Below are 18,077 nucleotides of genomic sequence, written 5' to 3'. Positions count from 1 at the left end.
CCCAGCCAAAGGGCAACAAAACAGGGCGACAGTCTGGCAAGTTCCGAGGCCGGCTTTCAACCAAAGCCTCATTTATAACTGCCCTGAACGCAGCACCCGAAAGCCGCTGCGTTCTGAGCCTAGCACTTAGCCCTGCAATGCCGCCAAAGTCAGGTCCAGGCACTGCCGAGCCTTGGTCACCAGCTCGTCGATTTCTGCCTTGCTGATCACCAGCGGCGGCGAAATGATCATGGTGTCACCCACGGCGCGCATGATCAGGCCATTTTCGAAGCAGAACGTGCGGCAGATCATGCCGACACCCTTGCCTTCGTAGCGCTTGCGGGTGGCCTTGTCCTGCACCAGTTCAATGGCACCGAGCATGCCCACGCCGCGCACTTCGCCCACCAGCGGATGATCCGCCAACTCCCTCAGACGTTTCTGCAAATACGGTGCCGTTTCATCATGCACACGGTTAACGATTTTTTCATCGCGCATGATGCGGATGTTTTCCAGCGCCACTGCAGCGGCCACCGGGTGACCGGAGTAGGTGAAGCCGTGGTTGAAATCACCACCTTCGTTGAGCACCGCCACCACGTCATCGCGCACGATCAGGCCGCCCATGGGGATGTAGCCCGAGGTCAGGCCCTTGGCGATGGTCATCATGTGGGGCTTGAGGTCGTAGAAGTCGCTACCGAACCACTCACCGGTGCGGCCGAAACCGCAGATCACTTCGTCGGCGATAAACAGAATGTCGTACTTGGCGAGGATTTCCTTGATGCGCGGCCAGTAGGTTGCCGGCGGCACGATCACGCCACCGGCACCCTGGATCGGCTCGGCAATAAAGGCGCCGACGTTGTCCACGCCCAGTTCCAGGATCTTTTCTTCCAACTGGTTGGCAGCCCACACGCCGAATTCTTCGGGGCTCATGTCGCCGCCTTCGCCAAACCAGTACGGCTGGGCGATGTGAGTGATGCCCGGGATCGGCAAGTCGCCCTGCTCGTGCATATAGGTCATGCCGCCCAGGCTGGCGCCGGCCACGGTGGAACCGTGGTAGCCATTCTTGCGGCTGATGATGGTTTTCTTGTTCGGCTGGCCCTTGATCGCCCAGTAGTGGCGGACCATGCGCAACATGGTGTCGTTGCCTTCGGAGCCGGAACCGGTGAAGAACACGTGGTTCATGCCGGCTGGTGCGATGTCAGAAATGGCCTTGGCCAGTTCCAGCACTGGCGGGTGAGCGGTCTGGAAGAACAGGTTGTAGTACGGCAGTTCTTTCATTTGCCTGGCGGCGGCGTCAGCCAGTTCATCGCGGCCATAACCGATCGCCACGCACCACAGGCCGGCCATGCCGTCGAGGATCTTGTTGCCTTCGCTGTCCCACAGGTAAACGCCGTGGGCTTTGGTGATGATCCGTGGGCCTTTCTCTTTCAATTGCTTGAAGTCGCTGAACGGCGCCAGGTGGTGATCGCTGCTCAAGGCTTGCCATTCACGGGTTTGCGGGTTGTTGCTGGACATACCAATCTCCTAGACTTTTCAGTAAAGGGCGCGCCGTTCAAAGGGCGCGCCCGGCGTATCAGACGGCAAAGAGCAGGAATTCCCGCTCCCACGAACTGATCACGCGCTTGAAGTTTTCATGCTCGGCCCGCTTGACCGCGACGTAGCCTGTGATGAATTTCTGACCCAGGTATTTCTCGATGGTCTTGCTGTTTTCCATGCGCTCCAGGGCGTCTTCGATGGTCAACGGCAGGCGCAGGTTGCGCCGCTCGTAACCACGGCCCACCACCGGCGCGCTCGGGTTATGGCCTTCGACCATGCCGATGTAGCCGCACAACAGGCTGGCGGCAATCGCCAGGTACGGGTTGGCGTCGGCGCCCGGCAGGCGGTTTTCCACACGGCGGTTCTGCGGGCCGGCATCCGGTACGCGCAGGCCGACGGTGCGGTTTTCTTCGCCCCACTCGACGTTGACCGGCGCCGAGGTGTCGGGCAGGAAGCGGCGGAACGAGTTCACGTTGGGGGCAAACAGCGGCAGCAGTTCAGGGATGAATTTCTGCAGGCCGCCAATATGGTTGAGGAACAGCTGGCTCATGGTCCCGTCTTCATTGGAGAAGACGTTCTTGCCGGTGGCGATGTCGATGATGCTCTGGTGCAGGTGCATCGCACTACCGGGCTCGCCGGTCATCGGCTTGGCCATGAAGGTGGCGGCCACGTCGTGCTTGAGCGCGGCTTCGCGCATGGTGCGTTTGAACACCAGGATCTGGTCGGCCAGGGACAGGGCATCGCCGTGACGGAAGTTGATTTCCATCTGCGCCGTGCCGTCTTCGTGGATCAGGGTGTCGAGGTCCAGTTCCTGCAGTTCGCACCAGTCGTAGACGTCTTCGAACAACGGGTCGAATTCGTTGGCGGCTTCTATAGAGAAGGACTGGCGACCGGTTTCCGGGCGCCCGGAACGGCCAATCGGCGGTTGCAGCGGGAAGTCAGGGTCTTCGCAGCGCTTGGTCAGGTAGAACTCCATCTCCGGCGCCACGATGGGCTGCCAGCCTTTGTCGGCGTAGAGCTTGAGGACCTTCTTGAGCACGTTGCGCGGCGACAGCTCGATCGGGTTGCCTTGCTTGTCGTAGGTGTCGTGGATCACCTGGGCGGTCGGCTCGATGGCCCAAGGCACCAGAAACACGGCGTTCTGGTCGGGGCGGCAGATCATGTCGATATCGGCCGGGTCGAGCAATTCGTAATAGATGTCGTCTTCGACATAGTCGCCGGTCACGGTCTGCAGCAGAACGCTTTCGGGCAGGCGCATGCCCTTTTCGGCAATGAACTTGTTGGTCGGCGAGATCTTGCCCCGGGTGATACCGGTGAGGTCGCCAATCATGCATTCGACTTCTGTGATCTTGTGGTCTTTCAACCAATCGGTGAGCTGGTCGAGGTTGTTACTCATAAATGCCTCTGGGCTGGGTTTCCTGGCATCCATTAAAGGCCAGGCGTTGTTTGACGCAGCATCCGCGTCGTTTTTTCGTTCAGGGTAGGAGCTTACCTGCCATTTGCTGCTGCGTTGCATTCCTCACGCCAAAGTTGTGCGCAATCTTGAGCAGCACGCAGGGCGCACGCCGCTCTCTGACAAATGAGGAAGCAAAAAAGAGGGTAGACCGGGCGTCAAGAATATTGGCCGGGGGGCGCGCTATCACGCGGGAGGAAAATACGGATGACACAGCCTGGCTGAAGCAGGCCAAGACGCCGTTGGGCGGCAGGTGAAACATGAAGCACCCCGGTATTATTGCTGTTATGGGTTTGAATCGAGCTTAGCCTTGTTCATTTTTTTACACAACACCCCCGTAAAAAATACAACACGGCCCGCTCAAGCCTGCGAGTCCCAAGCCTCTCAAACCCAAAAAACCGCCCCAAAAAGCCCCAAAAAAGCCTTCACGGCGCTTTTTTAGGGCAAAAAAGGCCTCGCTTGACTTCGGCATGCCGTTCGGGTTGACTGAAACCAGAAAAGATCAATGATTGATATTTTTAACAACAAAGGTGTTGCATCATGTCGGTACCCCCGCGTGCCGTTCAGCTTAACGAAGCGAACGCGTTCCTTAAGGATCATCCTGAGGTTCTGTACGTAGACCTTCTAATTGCGGATATGAATGGTGTGGTGCGCGGCAAGCGCATCGAACGCACCAGCCTCCACAAGGTTTACGAGAAGGGCATTAACCTGCCTGCCTCTTTATTTGCCCTGGATATCAACGGCTCTACGGTGGAAAGCACCGGCCTGGGCCTGGACATCGGTGATGCTGACCGAATCTGTTATCCGATCCCCGACACCCTGTGCAATGAACCCTGGCAAAAGCGCCCCACCGCGCAACTGCTGATGACCATGCACGAACTGGAAGGTGAACCTTTCTTCGCCGATCCGCGCGAAGTGCTCCGCCAAGTTGTAAGCAAATTCGACGACCTCGGTCTGACCATCTGCGCCGCCTTCGAGCTTGAGTTCTACCTGATCGACCAGGAGAACGTGAACGGTCGCCCACAACCGCCCCGCTCGCCGATTTCCGGCAAACGCCCGCACTCGACACAGGTCTACCTGATCGACGACCTCGACGAATATGTCGACTGCCTCCAGGACATCCTGGAAGGTGCGAAAGAACAAGGCATCCCGGCCGACGCCATCGTCAAGGAAAGTGCCCCGGCGCAGTTCGAAGTGAACCTGCACCACGTGGCCGACCCGATCAAGGCTTGCGACTACGCGGTACTGCTCAAGCGCCTGATCAAGAACATCGCCTACGACCATGAGATGGACACCACCTTCATGGCCAAGCCGTATCCGGGCCAGGCAGGCAACGGTTTGCACGTACACATCTCGATCCTGGACAAAGACGGCAAGAACATTTTTGCCAGCGAGGATCCCGAGCAGAACGCCGCATTGCGTCACGCGATCGGCGGTGTGCTCGAGACCCTGCCCGCCCAGATGGCGTTCCTGTGCCCCAACGTCAACTCCTACCGTCGTTTCGGCGCACAGTTCTACGTGCCGAACTCGCCGTGCTGGGGCCTGGACAACCGTACCGTGGCGATTCGCGTACCGACCGGCTCGTCCGATGCCGTGCGTATCGAACACCGCGTGGCCGGCGCCGACGCCAACCCTTACCTGCTGATGGCTTCGGTCCTGGCAGGCGTGCACCATGGCCTGACCAACAAGATCGAGCCTGGCGCACCAGTGGAAGGCAACAGCTACGAGCAAAACGAGCAAAGCCTGCCGAACAACCTGCGCGATGCATTGCGCGAGTTGGACGACAGCGAGGTGATGGCCAAGTACATCGATCCTAAATACATCGATATCTTCGTCGCCTGTAAGGAAAGTGAGCTGGAAGAGTTCGAACACTCCATCTCCGACCTTGAGTACAACTGGTACCTGCATACCGTGTAAGCGGTTGCGACTGTAAATGTGGTGAGCAGGCTTGTTGTGGCAAGCCCGCTCGCCACAACAAACTCGCTCACCACAAAAGCCCTCGCCCCAGGTATGGATCATCTTCAGGCTCTGCGTACAATGCCCGCTGCCTTGTAGGAGACTTCCATGACCACCCGCCCCGCCGCCCTTCGCAAACCCCGCGCCCGCAGTCAGGCCCGGATCGACGCGATCCTCGACGCCGCCCGCACCTTGCTGGCTGCCGAAGGCGTGGCGGGTTTGTCGATCTACGGCGTGGCCGAGCGGGCGCAGATTCCGCCGTCGTCGGTGTATCACTTCTTCGCCAGTGTGCCGGCGCTGTTGGAAGCTCTGACCACCGATGTGCATGCCGCTTTCCGGGCGGCGATTCAGGCGCCCATCGACCACGACTCACTCAAGCTTTGGCGCGACCTGTCCTGCATCGTCGAACAGCGCATGCTCAGCATCTACGAGCACGACGCCGCCGCACGCCAGTTGATCCTGGCCCAGCATGGGCTGACCGAAGTGACCCAGGCGGATCGTCAGCATGATCTGGAGCTGGGAGATTTGATGCTCGCGGTGTTCAACCGCCACTTCGAAGTGCCGACGCTACCGAAGGATGTGGATGTATTTGCCCTGGCGTTGGAGCTGAGCGACCGAGTGTATGCGCGCTCGGTGCATCAGCATGGGCTGATCACACCGCGCATGGCGGAGGAAGGGATGCGGGTGTTTGATGCGTATGTAGGGCTGTACCTGCCGCCCTACCTGCCCAAGCGTTAATTTTGTGGGGGCTGGGCCGGCCTCATCGGGGGCAAGCCCCCTCCCACACTTTGATTTGTGAATACATTCAAAATGTGGGAGGGGGCTTGCCCCCGATGGCGGTCTCAAGCGCGATCACAACTTGGCGATCGACACCTCGGTGGATTTCACGAAGGCAATCACTTCGCTGCCAATCACCAGCTCCAGCTCTTTGACCGAGCGGGTGGTGATCACGGAAGTGACGATGCCGGACGCGGTCTGCACGTCGATTTCCGACAGCACGTCGCCTTCGACGATTTCCTTGATGGTGCCTTTGAACTGGTTACGCACGTTGATGGCTTTAATAGTCATGGTGTTCTTCCTTCAGGGGACGAGTGAGTTATTGAGCCCAACGCAATTGCGTAGGCAGCGGTGAAACAGGTTCGGGTTCCGGTGGCGAGCCGGGCAACGACAGCACACGGTTGAGCACTTCAGCTTCCAACGCGGCCAGGCGATGTGAGCCCCGTGCACGCGGGCGTGGCAGGTCGACGATCAGGTCGAGGCCGATTTCGCCGTCTTCGATCAGGATGACGCGGTCGGCAATTGCCACGGCTTCGCTGACATCGTGGGTTACCAGCAACACGGTGAAGCCATGCTTCTGCCACAGGTTTTCGATCAGTTGCTGCATCTCGATGCGGGTCAGGGCATCCAGCGCCCCCAGCGGCTCATCCAGCAACAGCAGGCGCGGTTGGTGGATCAGCGCACGAGCCAGGGCCACGCGTTGCTTCTGCCCACCGGACAGCGCCGCCGGCCACTCGTTGGCACGTTCAGCCAGGCCGACCGCCTCCAGGGCTTCCAACGCTTTGGGGCGCCAATCGCCTTTAAGGCCAAGGCCGACGTTGTCGATGATCTTTTTCCATGGCAACAGGCGCGCTTCCTGGAACATCAACCGCGTGTCTTCAAGCGCTTCGCTCAGCGGTGCGGAACCGGCCAGCAGCTCGCCGCCGCTGGCTTTGTCCAGCCCGGCCAGCAGGCGCAGCAAGGTACTTTTGCCGCAGCCACTGCGGCCGACCACCGCCACGAATTGGCCGGCAGGTATGTGCAGGTCAATCTCCTTGAGCACTTCCCGTGCGCCAAAGGCCTTGCGCAACTTGCGTACCGCCAGGGGGATGCCCTTGAGCAGGCGCGGAGGTTGTTGAGCTGTCATGCCGCACCTCCTTTATTCACTTGATAGGCCGGGTGCCAGCGCAGCCACACACGCTCCAGGCCACGAGCAGCCAGATCGGCGAGTTTGCCGAGGATGGCGTACATCACGATAGCCAACACCACCACGTCGGTTTGCAGGAATTCACGAGCGTTCATCGCCAGGTAGCCGATGCCGGAGCTGGCCGATATGGTTTCCGCCACGATCAGCGTCAGCCACATGAAGCCCAGGGCAAAGCGCACGCCCACCAGGATCGACGGCAGCGCACCCGGCAGGATCACCTGGCGGAACAGGCTGAACCCGGACAAGCCGTAGCTGCGCGACATCTCCACCAACGCCGGGTCGACATTGCGGATGCCGTGGTAGGTATTCAGGTAGATCGGGAACAGCGTGCCGAGGGCAACCAGGAAAATCTTCGCCGTCTCATCAATGCCGAACCACAGGATCACCAGCGGAATCAGCGCCAGGTGCGGCACGTTGCGGATCATCTGCACCGAACTGTCCAGCAGGCGTTCGCCCCACTTCGACAAGCCAGTGATAAAGCCCAGGACCAGGCCGATGCTGCCGCCGATCACAAACCCCAGGCCGGCACGCCAGCCACTGATCGCCAGGTGCGTCCAGATCTCACCGCTGGCGACCAGATGCACGCCGGCAGCAATCACGGCACTGGGCGCCGGCAGGATACGGGTCGACAACCACCCCGCCGATACCGACAACTGCCACACCGCGAGCAATAGCACCGGCAGTACCCAGGGCGCCACGCGGTGGCTTAGTTTTTCATAGATCATGGGGCGGCCTCAGCTCTGTGACGCAGCTTTGGGAAGGATATCGTTGGCGACCATCTCGCCGAACGGGCTGACGTAGCCGGCGCTTTTCGGCAGCTCGGGTCGCTCGATATCCAAGTGAGGGAACAGCAATTCGGCAACGCGATACGACTCTTCCAGGTGTGGATAACCGGAGAAAATAAACGTGTCGATACCCAGCGCGGCGTACTCCTTGACGCGTGCCGCCACGGTCGGGCCATCGCCCACCAGCGCCGTCCCCGCACCGCCACGCACCAGGCCGACGCCGGCCCACAGGTTGGGACTGACTTCGAGGTTGTCGCGGTTGCCGCCATGCAACGCCGCCATGCGTTGCTGGCCGACAGAATCAAAGCGTGCCAAAGAGGCCTGGGCACGGGCGATGGTGTCGTCATCCAGGTGGGAGATCAGTTTGTCGGCGGCCTTCCATGCTTCTTCGTTGGTTTCACGCACGATCACATGCAGGCGGATACCAAAGCGCACGGTACGCCCGAGCTTGGCGGCCTTGGCGCGTACCTGTTCGATTTTTTCCGCGACAGCGGCCGGTGGCTCACCCCAGGTCAACACCATTTCCACCTGCTCGGCTGCCAGGTCCTGGGCCGCTTCGGAGGAGCCGCCGAAGTACAGTGGCGGACGCGGTTGCTGGATCGGCGGGTAAAGCAGCTTGGCGCCTTTGACGCTGATGTGCTCGCCGTCGTAATCCACGGTCTCGCCTTCCAGCACACGGCGCCAGATGCGGGTGAATTCCACCGAGGCCTGGTAGCGCTCTTCATGGCTGAGGAACAAGCCGTCGCCGGCCAATTCTTCCGGATCGCCGCCGGTCACCAGGTTGAACAACGCACGGCCACCGGACAGACGATCCAGGGTCGCGGCCTGACGCGCAGCCACCGTCGGGGAAATGATCCCGGGGCGCAGCGCGACAAGGAATTTCAAGCGCTGGGTCACCGGGATCAGCGAAGCGGCCACCAGCCACGAGTCTTCGCAGGAGCGCCCGGTCGGGATCAGCACCCCACCGAAGCCCAGGCGATCGGCGGCCTGGGCCACTTGCTGCAGATAACCGTGGTCAACGGCGCGAGCGCCTTCGGCGGTGCCAAGGTAATGGCCGTCGCCGTGGGTAGGCAGGAACCAGAAAATATTGAGGCTCATGGAGTTGTCTCCTGAAGAAGTCGGATTACGGCGCGTTGGCAACGGCGGCGGGTGGCGTCCAGATCACGTCCTTGATGCTCAAGGGTTTGGGGATCAATTTGAGTTGGTAGAAGCTGTCGGCGATTTTCTGCTGGGCGGCGACCACTTCCGGGGTCAGGAACAGCGCGCCGTAGCCCTGGCGTTTTACCGAGGTCAGGGTGATGTCAGCCGGCAGACCGAGCAGCGGTGCGACTTGTTCGGTGACTTCCTGGGGGTTGGCCTTGGACCATTCGCCCACGGCGCGCACTTCTTCCACCAGCGCCTTGATCACTTGCGGGTGTTGTTCGGCATACGGTTTGGTCGCCAGGTAGAACTGATGGTTGTCGGCGATGCCGGTGCCGTCACGCAGGGTGCGGGCCTGCAGTTGTTTCTCGGCGGCGGCCTGGTACGGGTCCCAGATCACCCAGGCGTCCACACTGCCACGCTCGAAAGCGGCACGGGCATCGGCGGGCGGCAGGAATACGGTTTGCACATCGGTGTATTTCAGGCCGGCATCTTCCAGGGCCCGCACCAGCAGGTAGTGCACGTTGGAGCCTTTGTTGAGCACGATCTTCTTGCCCTTGAGCTCGGCCACGGATTTGATCGGTGAGTCTTTCGGCACCAGGATCGCTTCGCTGGTCGGCGCCGGTGGTTCGTAGGCCACGTAGAGCAGGTCGGCACCGGCAGCCTGGGCGAACACCGGCGGGGTTTCGCCGGTCACGCCAAAGTCGATGGAGCCGACATTCAGGCCTTCAAGCAGCTGGGGGCCGCCAGGGAACTCGGTCCACTGGACATTCACGCCCTGGGCCGCCAGGCGTTTTTCCAGGGTGCCCTTGGCCTTGAGCAGCACCAACGTCCCGTATTTCTGATAGCCGATCCGCAGGGTCTCGGCCGCTTGAGCTTGAACAATGGCGCCGAAGGACACAGCCGCAGCAAACAGTGCGACCAGACCACGACGCAGGATGACAGTGCGCATGGCGCTCTCTCCAAAAATGCGATTAGGGGTTTTGGCTGCACCTGCTTGGCCGTTGGCGGCTGAGTAAGGTGAGTGTTTCGGTATATCAGTGAGGCTCAGATGCTCCAGCGAGCACTCAACAAACGTTCGTTCAACACGTGGGGGTCCAGCGGTTTCGGGCGACGGGCCATTGCGCCGTACAGTGTTTCCAGGGCTTCGTGCAAACGCTGTTCGAGCACTGGCACCAACTGCGCCTGGGCACTGCCTTCGCCATACGCGATCTGGCTGTCTTCGGCAAAGATGCCGTGGAGCAATTCCTGGGCCTTCAGCGCCGACAGCACCGGCTTCAAGGCATAGTCCACCGCCAGCATGTGGGCGATGCTGCCGCCGGTGGCCATCGGCAACACGATCTTGTGGGCCAGGGCGCGTTCGGGCAGCAGGTCCAGCACGGTCTTCAGCGCGCCGGAGAACGAGGCCTTGTACACCGGCGTAGCGATCACCAGGCCGTCAGCGTTAGCCACTTGTTGCAACAGGTCGATGACCTTGGGGCTGTCGAAGCGCGCATGCAGCAGGTCCTCAGCCGGGAAGTCCCGTATCTGGTAACTCACCACTTCTACGCCTTTGTCTTGCAACCACTGACGGGTTTTATCCAGCAATACCCCGGAGCGGGAGCGCTGGCTGGGGCTGCCTCCAAGTGTTACGACCAACATGCAGGAATTCCTTGAGCAGGTGTCGGCGGTTCGCTGTGTGACGATGGCGCCAAGATGGAACAGACCTTATCAGCAGATTCATATATCTATAAATCTTATTTTTTCATTTGTTTATTCTTAAAATGCATATACCAGATATGAAATCGCAGCCGAAAAAAAAGGCCGTCGAAACGGCCTCAAAACCCCTGCTATGTGATCAGCGATTCGGTTGTGGTGTCAGGCGCAGGTACGGCTTCACCGCGCGATAGCCCTTCGGAAAGCGTCTCTTGATCTCTTCCTCATCCTTGAGCGAAGGCACGATCACCACCTCATCACCGTCCTGCCAGTTGGCGGGCGTGGCGACCTTGTGGCTGTCGGTGAGCTGCAACGAGTCGATGACCCGCAGGATCTCGTGGAAGTTGCGCCCGGTGCTGGCCGGGTAGGTAATGGTCAGGCGGATCTTCTTGTTCGGGTCGATCACGAACAAGGAACGCACGGTGAGGGTGTCACTGGCGTTGGGGTGGATCAGGTCGTAGAGGTCGGACACTTTGCGATCGGCGTCGGCCAGGATCGGGAAGTTGACAACAGTGTTCTGGGTTTCGTTGATGTCTTCGATCCACTTGTGGTGCGAATCCACCGGGTCGACCGACAGGGCGATGGCCTTGACGCCGCGCTTGGCGAATTCGTCCTTGAGCTTGGCGGTGAAACCCAGCTCGGTGGTGCACACCGGGGTGAAATCCGCCGGGTGGGAAAACAGCACACCCCAGCTATCGCCCAGCCATTCGTGGAAACGAATCGTGCCGGCGCTGGAATCCTGTTCGAAGTCGGGGGCGATATCGCCCAGTCTTAGGCTCATGGTGTGGCTCCTGGTGAGTGCTTATGGAGCCCACTGTGCATGGATTGTGGATTATTTAAAAAGAATAAATATCAATTTATCTAGACGATAAAGGAATATTAAAAATCTGTTCATTGGACGCGGGGGCAGACGAGGAGCAACATCGCTTTCAAGGTTCGAGAAGGCCTTGAGACGCTGTACAAAGAGGGGTCAGGAAGGGCCTGCGGGGGTTTGGCCCGACTTGAAAGCAAGACACCCTGCCCGGTGTTGCACCGGGCAGGGCTTTACAGGCTTACAACAGCGTCACACTACTAGAACAGTGGCAGCGAGTAGCTGACGATCAGGCGGTTTTCGTCCTGGGAACGGGTGTTCGCCAGGTCGGTACGCCACATAGCGTTTTTCCAGGCAACACCAAGGTTTTTCAGCGGGCCTTCCGGAATCACATAGGCAACAGTGATGTCGCGCTCCCACTCGGATTGCCCAGTGGTTTCGGCACGGCCATTGTTGTTGGCGATGGTGTCGATGTCGCTACCTTTGAGGTAAACAACACCAGCGGTCAGGCCAGGTACACCGACTTTTGCGAAGTCATAAGCGTAGCGAGCTTGCCAGGTACGCTCGCCAGCGCGGGCGAACTTCTGGATCTGCATGTCGGTAGTGATGTAAGCCGACGAGCCGTCGCCCTGGTTCAACCAAGGGAAGTCGCTGCTACCATTGCTGACCTGGTAACCACCACCGAAGGTGTGACCGGCAACGGTGTACAGGAACAGGCCGCTGTACAGGTTGTTGTCGACCTTGCCTTTACCCGCGTTGAAGTTGTTGTAGTTACCGCTGGAGTAGTAAGCGGCAGTGTTGCCGTTCTTGCCATCGTCCGAGCTGTTGAAATAACGCAGGTCAGACTTCAGAACGCCTGGACCGATTGCCCAGTTGTGGGTCAGACCAAGGAAGTGCTGCTTGTAGAAATCTTCCAGATTGCCGTAGTAGTACTGGGCAGTCAGGTCTTTGGTCAGCTTGTAGTCACCACCGGCGTAGTAGAACTTGTTGCTGAACTTGCCGGCGTTGTAGTTGGAGCTACCGTTGGCGCCGCCAATCGACAGGTTTTCGTTATTGCTGGAGTTACGGCCCTTGGCCTTTTCCACCTGACCGGCCACCAAGGTCAAATCCTTGATGTCGTTGGTGGTGATCTGGCCACCTTGGAAGGTTTGCGGCAGCAGACGACCATCGTTGGTCACGATAACCGGCAGTTTTGGCTGCAGGGTGCCCAACTTCAGTTCGGTCTGGGAGATCTTCACCTTACCGGTCACGCCCAGGCTGGCGTAATCGTGGACAGCTTTGTTGCCGTCGCTTGGGAAGATGGTACCGCCCGAAGCAGTGCCAGTGTAGTTACCGTGATCAGCACGGCTCGAATCCAGACGCACGCCGTACAGACCGATCGCGTCAACACCGAACTGCACAGTACCTTGGGTGTAACCCGAGATGAAACGTAGATCGAAGCCTTGGCCCCATTCAGCGTTTTTGCTACGCGTGTTGGACGTGGCGTTAGGGTGACCGTCACGGTTATCGGTGTTGATGTAGAAGTTACGCAGCCCCAGTGTTGCCTTACTGTCTTCGATGAAACCGGCGGAGTTTGCCTGCTGGGCAATCGCAGCCAAAGCTACGGCCAACGCCAATGTTGACTTCTTCATGTACCGCTCCTCTCATTTCTAATTTTTGTATTTCTTTGGTCTCGGGTCTGACGCCCTCGATCCACAGATGCGCGATTAGCGCCAGATAGTGACCACCAAGTCAATCGTAACCTTGTGTGTCTACTACCTTCGTCTAATCGCAGTTGATTTGGTCCCTGCAGGGTAATGAGTTTTTCATACACCCAAAAAGAATTATTTCATTCTTTTTCATACGATTCGGGAATAAGCCTTTGCATGACGCGAACCCGTCAGCGTAGACGAACCGCTTCACAAGCTAATTCCTAAAGGGTATTTGTTAGCACTTTTTTAGATCGATTAGTGTGGCCGTAAGGTTGCATACGTCACCCACGATCAAAAAGGCGACGCCATCATGGCCAAACGCATATCCTCCCGTCAATTTGTTACAGTTTTTGTGTCACTAATAGTTTCTTTTGGTGTCAAAGCGGCCGATTTGCCCATCGGCTAGAAAATTGCCTGGCGCCATTCAACAGTGGGCCGGAAGTCGTAACCGCCATCGCCTCGGGCGACGTGCAAATCGGCAACCTCGGTTCCAGCGCCGCTGCCGCAGCGGCATCACGGAATCTATCCATCGTCGCGTTCATCGTATCGGCCCAGATCAATACTTCTGAAGCATCGGTGGCGCGTACGGACAGCCACATTGACGCACCCAAGGATTTGTTCGGTAAAACCATCGCGACGCCGTTTGTCTCAACCTCTCATTAGTAGATTCGAAACCGCTGCAGAAAATCGCGAAAATGACAGGCACCGACGCCGCAGACATTCATGAGCTGCTAGCCGGCACGACATTCCCGGATGCCCAGGCACAACAAACCGATGCGCTGCCAAAAGGCGGCACGGCGAAGGCGATCGGGGAGACGGCGCAGCTCTTGGAGTAACAGGGAAAGGTCGAGGTAGTGCTGCCGGATGACTCGGCCTTCGTGACCGACAAATTCGTCAAGCCCTGCACCCTGTAGGAGCCGGTTAACCGGCTCCTACAGGGTGTGGGTTACAGGGCCTTCTCGAAGATCTTCGAATTACGCTGATAGTTGTACAGCGACGCCCGCGCCGACGGCAGGCGGTCGACACTGCTCGGCACAAACCCCCGCTCACGGAACCAGTGCGCGGTGCGGGTGGTGAGGACAAACAAGGTCTTCAACCCCTGCGCCCGGGCACGGGCTTGGATGCGCTCCAGCAACACATCGCCACGAGCGCCATGGCGATATTCCGGGTTCACTGCCAGGCAAGCCAGCTCTCCCGCGTCCGAATCGGCGATCTGATACAGCGCTGCACAGGCGATGATCATGCCTTCGCGCTCCACCACGCTGAACTGCTCGATCTCACGTTCCAGCACTTCCCGCGAACGGCGTACCAGGATGCCCTGCTCTTCCAGCGGGCTGATCAGGTCGAGCAAACCGCCGACATCCTCAATCGCCGCTTCGCGCACCTGCTCGAATTGCTCCTGGGCCACCAGCGTACCGCCGCCGTCCCGGGTAAACAGCTCGGTGAGCAAGGCGCCGTCTTCGGCATAGCTGACAATATGGCTGCGCCCTACTCCACCCCGGCACGCTTCGGCGGCGGCATCGAGCAATTCGGCCTGATAGTTGGTTTTACCCAGGCGCTGCAGGTGAGCCGGCACCTGTTGCGGGCGCAGCTCGCGTACCAGGCGGCCGTTCTCATCGATCAAGCCCATATCGGCGCCAAACAGCAGCAGTTTGTCGGCGCCCAGGTCGATGGCGGCGCGGGTCGCGACGTCTTCGCAGGCCAGGTTGAAGATCTCACCGGTGGGCGAATACCCCAGCGGCGACAGCAACACGATGGAGCGCTCATCCAGCAAGCGATTGATACCCTTGCGGTCGACGCGGCGCACTTCGCCAGTGTGATGGTAGTCCACGCCTTCGAGTACACCGATCGGACGTGCCGTCACCAGGTTGCCGCTGGCAACGCGCAGGCGCGAGCCCTGCATCGGTGACGAGGCCATGTCCATCGACAGGCGCGCTTCGATGGCGATACGCAGATGGCCGACCGCGTCGATCACGCACTCCAGGGTTGCGGCATCGGTGATGCGCAAGCCTTCGTGGTAAGCCGGGGTCAGGCCCCGCGCTTCAAGGCGCGCTTCGATCTGTGGGCGCGAACCGTGGACCAGCACCAATCGCACACCCAGGCTGTGCAGCAGCACCAGGTCGTGGACGATATTGCCGAAGTTGGGATGTTCCACACCATCGCCAGGCAGCATGACCACAAAGGTACAGTCGCGGTGGGCATTGATGTAGGGGGACGCATGGCGAAGCCAGTTAACGTAGTCGGGCATAGAACCTGGGCCTGTAATAAAAAGCAGCCGAAAAAGGATGAATCGTGAAAGCGCACGGCGGGCTGATGGTTATCGTCGGAACAGGCTTGGCGACACGCTCACTCTCCTTCTATGTACGAACAGGCAGGGGTTAATTTATGCAGGTTTCAGGCAGTAATGTTCGATCAGTTCCCGCAATAGACGCACTGTAGGCGTCAAGCGTGACATTTCGAGGTATTCGCCCGGCTGGTGTGCGCAGGCGATGTCGCCGGGGCCGAGCACCAGGGTTTCACAACCAAGGCGCTGAAGATAAGGCGCTTCGGTGCCGAACGCTACTGCTTCGGCACGATGGCCGGTCAATCGTTCCGCCACCCGTACCAGTTCGGCATCTTCCGGTTGCTCGAACGGGGGTACTTCGGGGAACAGGGGCGCATAGTCAATCTTGACCTGATGGCGCTCGGCCACCGGCTGGAGCTTCTGGCGGATCGCATCGCGCAGCACCTGGGGGTCCATGCCCGGCAGTGGGCGCAGGTCGAACTCCAGGGAACACTGGCCGCAGATGCGGTTGGGGTTGTCGCCGCCGTGGATGCAACCGAAGTTCATGGTCGGTTGCGGCACGCTGAACTGAGGGTTGCGGTACTCGCGCTGCCAGGCCAGGCGCAGGCCGCGCAGTTCGCCGATGGCGTCGTGCATGGCTTCAAGCGCGCTGTGGCCCAGGCTCGGGTCCGACGAGTGGCCGCTTTGGCCAAGAATATCGATGCGTTCCATCATCACGCCTTTGTGCAGGCGGATCGGCTTGAGGCCGGTCGGCTCGCCGATCACCGCTGCGCGACCCAGCGGGCGGCCCGCTTCGGCCAGTGCGCGAGCACCGGACATGGAGCTTTCTTCATCACAGGTGGCGAGAATCAGCAGCGGCTGTTTGAACGGCTGATCCAGCAGCGGCAACACCGCTTCGATGGCCAGCGCGAAAAAGCCCTTCATGTCGCAGCTGCCCAATCCTACCCAACGGCCGTCAACTTCCGTCAGCTTGAGCGGGTCGGTCTTCCACAGCGCTGCGTCATAAGGGACGGTATCGCTATGACCCGCCAGCACCAGGCCTCCGGGCCCACTGCCGTAACTGGCCAACAGGTTGAACTTGCCGGGGCTGACTGGCTGGATGTCGATGGCGAAACCCAGATCCCCCAGCCAAGCGGCGAGCAAGTCGATCACCGGGCGGTTGGTCTGGTCGAGAGACGCCTGGGTGCAGCTCACGGATGGCGCGGCAATCAACGCGGCAAACTGCTCTTTCATGGACGGTAACGGCATGCTCGGCCTCTCGACTTCCCGGATGAGCCTCACTATAGAGCCATCTGCACGACACAATAAACCGTTGCGGCGCGTTGCCGGGCTCAGTCCTGTACACTGCACGACCTTGGCAGCCACTCATTTCCCCGGCTGCGCTCCCGATCCTGGATGTTCCGGCCATGCAAAAAGAAACTGAAATCAAGCTCCGCGTCAGCCGCGAGACCCTCGCCGCGCTGCGTGAGCACCCGCTCCTGAAAAAACGCAACAAAAGTGGCTGGGAACGCCGTGAGTTGATGAACCAGTACTTCGACACCCCCGAGCGCGACCTGGCCCAGGCCAAAGTCGCCCTGCGCCTGCGCAAGGACGGTGACGACATCATCCAGACCCTCAAGACCCGCGGCCAGAGCGTCGCCGGCTTGTCGGAACGTAACGAATACAACTGGGAACTGCCTAAAGCCAAGCTCGACGTGAAGAAGCTCGACGGCGAATGCTGGCCCGAGCAACTGGCCGAGCTGGACAAAAAGACTCTCAAGCCGATCTTCACCACCGACTTCGTGCGTGAGCGCGCCGAAATCGCCTGGGGTCGCGGCAAGGCCAAGGTGGTGATCGAAGCCGCCCTGGATCTGGGCCACGTGGTGGTCGGCAAGCAGAAAGAAGAAATCTGCGAGCTGGAACTGGAACTGCGCGAAGGCGAACCGGCCGCCCTGCTGGAGTTGGCCGCCGAGCTGGCCGCGACCCTGGCGTTGATGCCGTGCGATATCAGCAAGGCCGAGCGCGGCTACCGCTTGTACGACGCCAGCAGCTACTCCCTGAGCCTGCCGGCGCCGCAGATCCACGCTGAAATGCCGCTGGACGATGCCTTCGCTGCGATCATGTGGCACCTGCTGGGCAGCAGCCAACGCCTGGCCGAGCAATACCGTTTCAATGGCCACTGGCGCCTGCTGCAAGACTGGGTCGACAACCTCGGCGAACTGCGGGCCCTGGTCGGCAGCCTTGGCCAGGCGGCACCGCGTCAGTCCACCAGCGAACTGCGCAGCGCGCTCGATGCCCTGCTGGAAGACTGGCGTCCACTGGTACAGGCCGGTGATGACGACGAGGACATCCGCAAAGCCGCACCGGAACAGTTCGCCGAAGAACTGGACGACGTGCGCTGGGGCCTGTTCTCACTGAACGCTTCACGCTGGCTGCTCGCCCGCAGCTGGACCGCCGACCGCACCGTGCGTGGCAACCGCCAGGGCGCCGCGCAAATCACCAACTGGCTGCCGCGCCTGCTGGCCGACGACGCTGTCGCCCTGCAACTGCCGCGCTACCAGCAACAGCCGGAAGACCTGGCCGAGCAACTGCCGCGTATCGAACGCATCCAGGCCTGGCTGCACCATGCGCGCCAGGTGGTCGACATTCCGGAACTGGACCGTCTGTACGGCGAGCTGAACAAGCTGGTGCAACTGGCCAACCAGCCGATTACCGATGAGTCGCTGGATGCGCGGATGCATCAGGCGATTGCGGTGTATCAGAACCGGGCGTGGAAGACTCTGCTGCGTCTGTAAGGACGCTATCACC

15 protein-coding genes and 1 pseudogene are annotated in these 18,077 nt (G+C 60.0%); 4 read left to right on the top strand and 12 right to left on the bottom strand.

Annotation, left to right across the window (positions count from 1 at the left end):
• Positions 1-126: 126 nt before the first annotated feature.
• Together BM026_RS02095 and BM026_RS02090 are read right to left on the bottom strand one after the other, a co-directional pair.
• Positions 127-1,491, bottom strand: coding sequence for an aspartate aminotransferase family protein (locus tag BM026_RS02095; protein WP_092241813.1), 1,365 nt, complete (start codon positions 1,489-1,491; stop codon positions 127-129).
• Positions 1,492-1,549: 58 nt separating this feature from the next.
• Positions 1,550-2,908, bottom strand: coding sequence for a glutamine synthetase family protein (locus BM026_RS02090; RefSeq protein WP_003176780.1), 1,359 nt, complete (start codon positions 2,906-2,908; stop codon positions 1,550-1,552).
• A gap of 597 nt (positions 2,909-3,505) precedes the next feature.
• Between BM026_RS02090 and BM026_RS02080 the strand changes: the two genes are divergently transcribed.
• Positions 3,506-4,882 carry a glutamine synthetase family protein gene (locus BM026_RS02080; RefSeq protein ID WP_003213894.1) on the top strand — a complete coding sequence of 459 codons (1,377 nt, stop codon included), beginning with the start codon at positions 3,506-3,508 and terminating at the stop codon, positions 4,880-4,882.
• Between the two features lie 147 nt (positions 4,883-5,029).
• Positions 5,030-5,659 (top strand): TetR/AcrR family transcriptional regulator, encoded by a 630-nt coding sequence (locus tag BM026_RS02075; RefSeq protein ID WP_093120529.1) that lies wholly within the window; start codon positions 5,030-5,032, stop codon positions 5,657-5,659.
• A 114-nt stretch (positions 5,660-5,773) separates the two neighbouring features.
• On the opposite strand, the gene BM026_RS02070 is transcribed toward BM026_RS02075, so the two are convergent.
• The 8 genes from BM026_RS02070 to BM026_RS02035 form a co-directional block, all read right to left on the bottom strand.
• A complete protein-coding gene (locus tag BM026_RS02070) occupies positions 5,774-5,989 on the bottom strand; it encodes a TOBE domain-containing protein (protein ID WP_003213899.1) in 216 nt (71 codons plus the stop codon).
• A 28-nt stretch (positions 5,990-6,017) separates the two neighbouring features.
• A complete protein-coding gene (gene ssuB, locus BM026_RS02065; RefSeq protein ID WP_092241799.1) occupies positions 6,018-6,824 on the bottom strand; it encodes an aliphatic sulfonates ABC transporter ATP-binding protein in 807 nt (268 codons plus the stop codon).
• Positions 6,821-7,609, bottom strand: a complete 789-nt coding sequence (gene ssuC / locus BM026_RS02060) for an aliphatic sulfonate ABC transporter permease SsuC (protein ID WP_093527205.1) — start codon at positions 7,607-7,609, stop codon at positions 6,821-6,823. The genes ssuB and ssuC overlap by 4 nt, the downstream gene beginning before the upstream one ends.
• Positions 7,610-7,618: 9 nt before the next feature.
• Positions 7,619-8,767, bottom strand: coding sequence for an FMNH2-dependent alkanesulfonate monooxygenase (gene ssuD, locus BM026_RS02055; RefSeq protein ID WP_071490433.1), 1,149 nt, complete (start codon positions 8,765-8,767; stop codon positions 7,619-7,621).
• 25 nt (positions 8,768-8,792) lie between these two features.
• The gene (locus tag BM026_RS02050; protein ID WP_071490434.1) at positions 8,793-9,761 is read right to left on the bottom strand and encodes a sulfonate ABC transporter substrate-binding protein; all 969 of its coding nucleotides are present in this window, start codon (positions 9,759-9,761) and stop codon (positions 8,793-8,795) included.
• A 95-nt stretch (positions 9,762-9,856) separates the two neighbouring features.
• Positions 9,857-10,450, bottom strand: a complete 594-nt coding sequence (gene ssuE / locus BM026_RS02045) for an NADPH-dependent FMN reductase (protein ID WP_058426479.1) — start codon at positions 10,448-10,450, stop codon at positions 9,857-9,859.
• Between the two features lie 196 nt (positions 10,451-10,646).
• Complete coding sequence (locus tag BM026_RS02040; RefSeq protein WP_071490435.1) at positions 10,647-11,285, bottom strand: peroxiredoxin; 639 nt, start codon at positions 11,283-11,285, stop codon at positions 10,647-10,649.
• Positions 11,286-11,575: 290 nt separating this feature from the next.
• Positions 11,576-12,946: an OprD family porin gene (locus BM026_RS02035; RefSeq protein WP_092241793.1), complete on the bottom strand. Its 1,371-nt coding sequence runs from the start codon at positions 12,944-12,946 to the stop codon at positions 11,576-11,578.
• Positions 12,947-13,316: 370 nt separating this feature from the next.
• Between BM026_RS02035 and BM026_RS02030 the strand changes: the two are divergent.
• Positions 13,317-13,920 (top strand): annotated as a pseudogene (locus BM026_RS02030) (ABC transporter substrate-binding protein).
• Between the two features lie 32 nt (positions 13,921-13,952).
• Here the strand turns inward: BM026_RS02030 and argA are convergent.
• Together argA and argE are read right to left on the bottom strand one after the other, a co-directional pair.
• Positions 13,953-15,254: an amino-acid N-acetyltransferase gene (argA, locus tag BM026_RS02025; protein WP_071490437.1), complete on the bottom strand. Its 1,302-nt coding sequence runs from the start codon at positions 15,252-15,254 to the stop codon at positions 13,953-13,955.
• Between the two features lie 135 nt (positions 15,255-15,389).
• Positions 15,390-16,538, bottom strand: coding sequence for an acetylornithine deacetylase (gene argE, locus BM026_RS02020; protein ID WP_071490438.1), 1,149 nt, complete (start codon positions 16,536-16,538; stop codon positions 15,390-15,392).
• Between the two features lie 158 nt (positions 16,539-16,696).
• On the opposite strand from argE, the gene BM026_RS02015 reads away from it, so the two are divergent.
• Positions 16,697-18,064 carry a CYTH domain-containing protein gene (locus BM026_RS02015; RefSeq protein ID WP_092241790.1) on the top strand — a complete coding sequence of 456 codons (1,368 nt, stop codon included), beginning with the start codon at positions 16,697-16,699 and terminating at the stop codon, positions 18,062-18,064.
• The last annotated feature ends 13 nt before the right edge of the window (positions 18,065-18,077 follow it).

This window comes from Pseudomonas sp. NFPP24, from assembly GCF_900112095.1.
GTDB classification, from domain to species: domain Bacteria; phylum Pseudomonadota; class Gammaproteobacteria; order Pseudomonadales; family Pseudomonadaceae; genus Aquipseudomonas; species Aquipseudomonas extremorientalis.
This window is presented reverse-complemented; position numbering and strand designations above follow the sequence as displayed.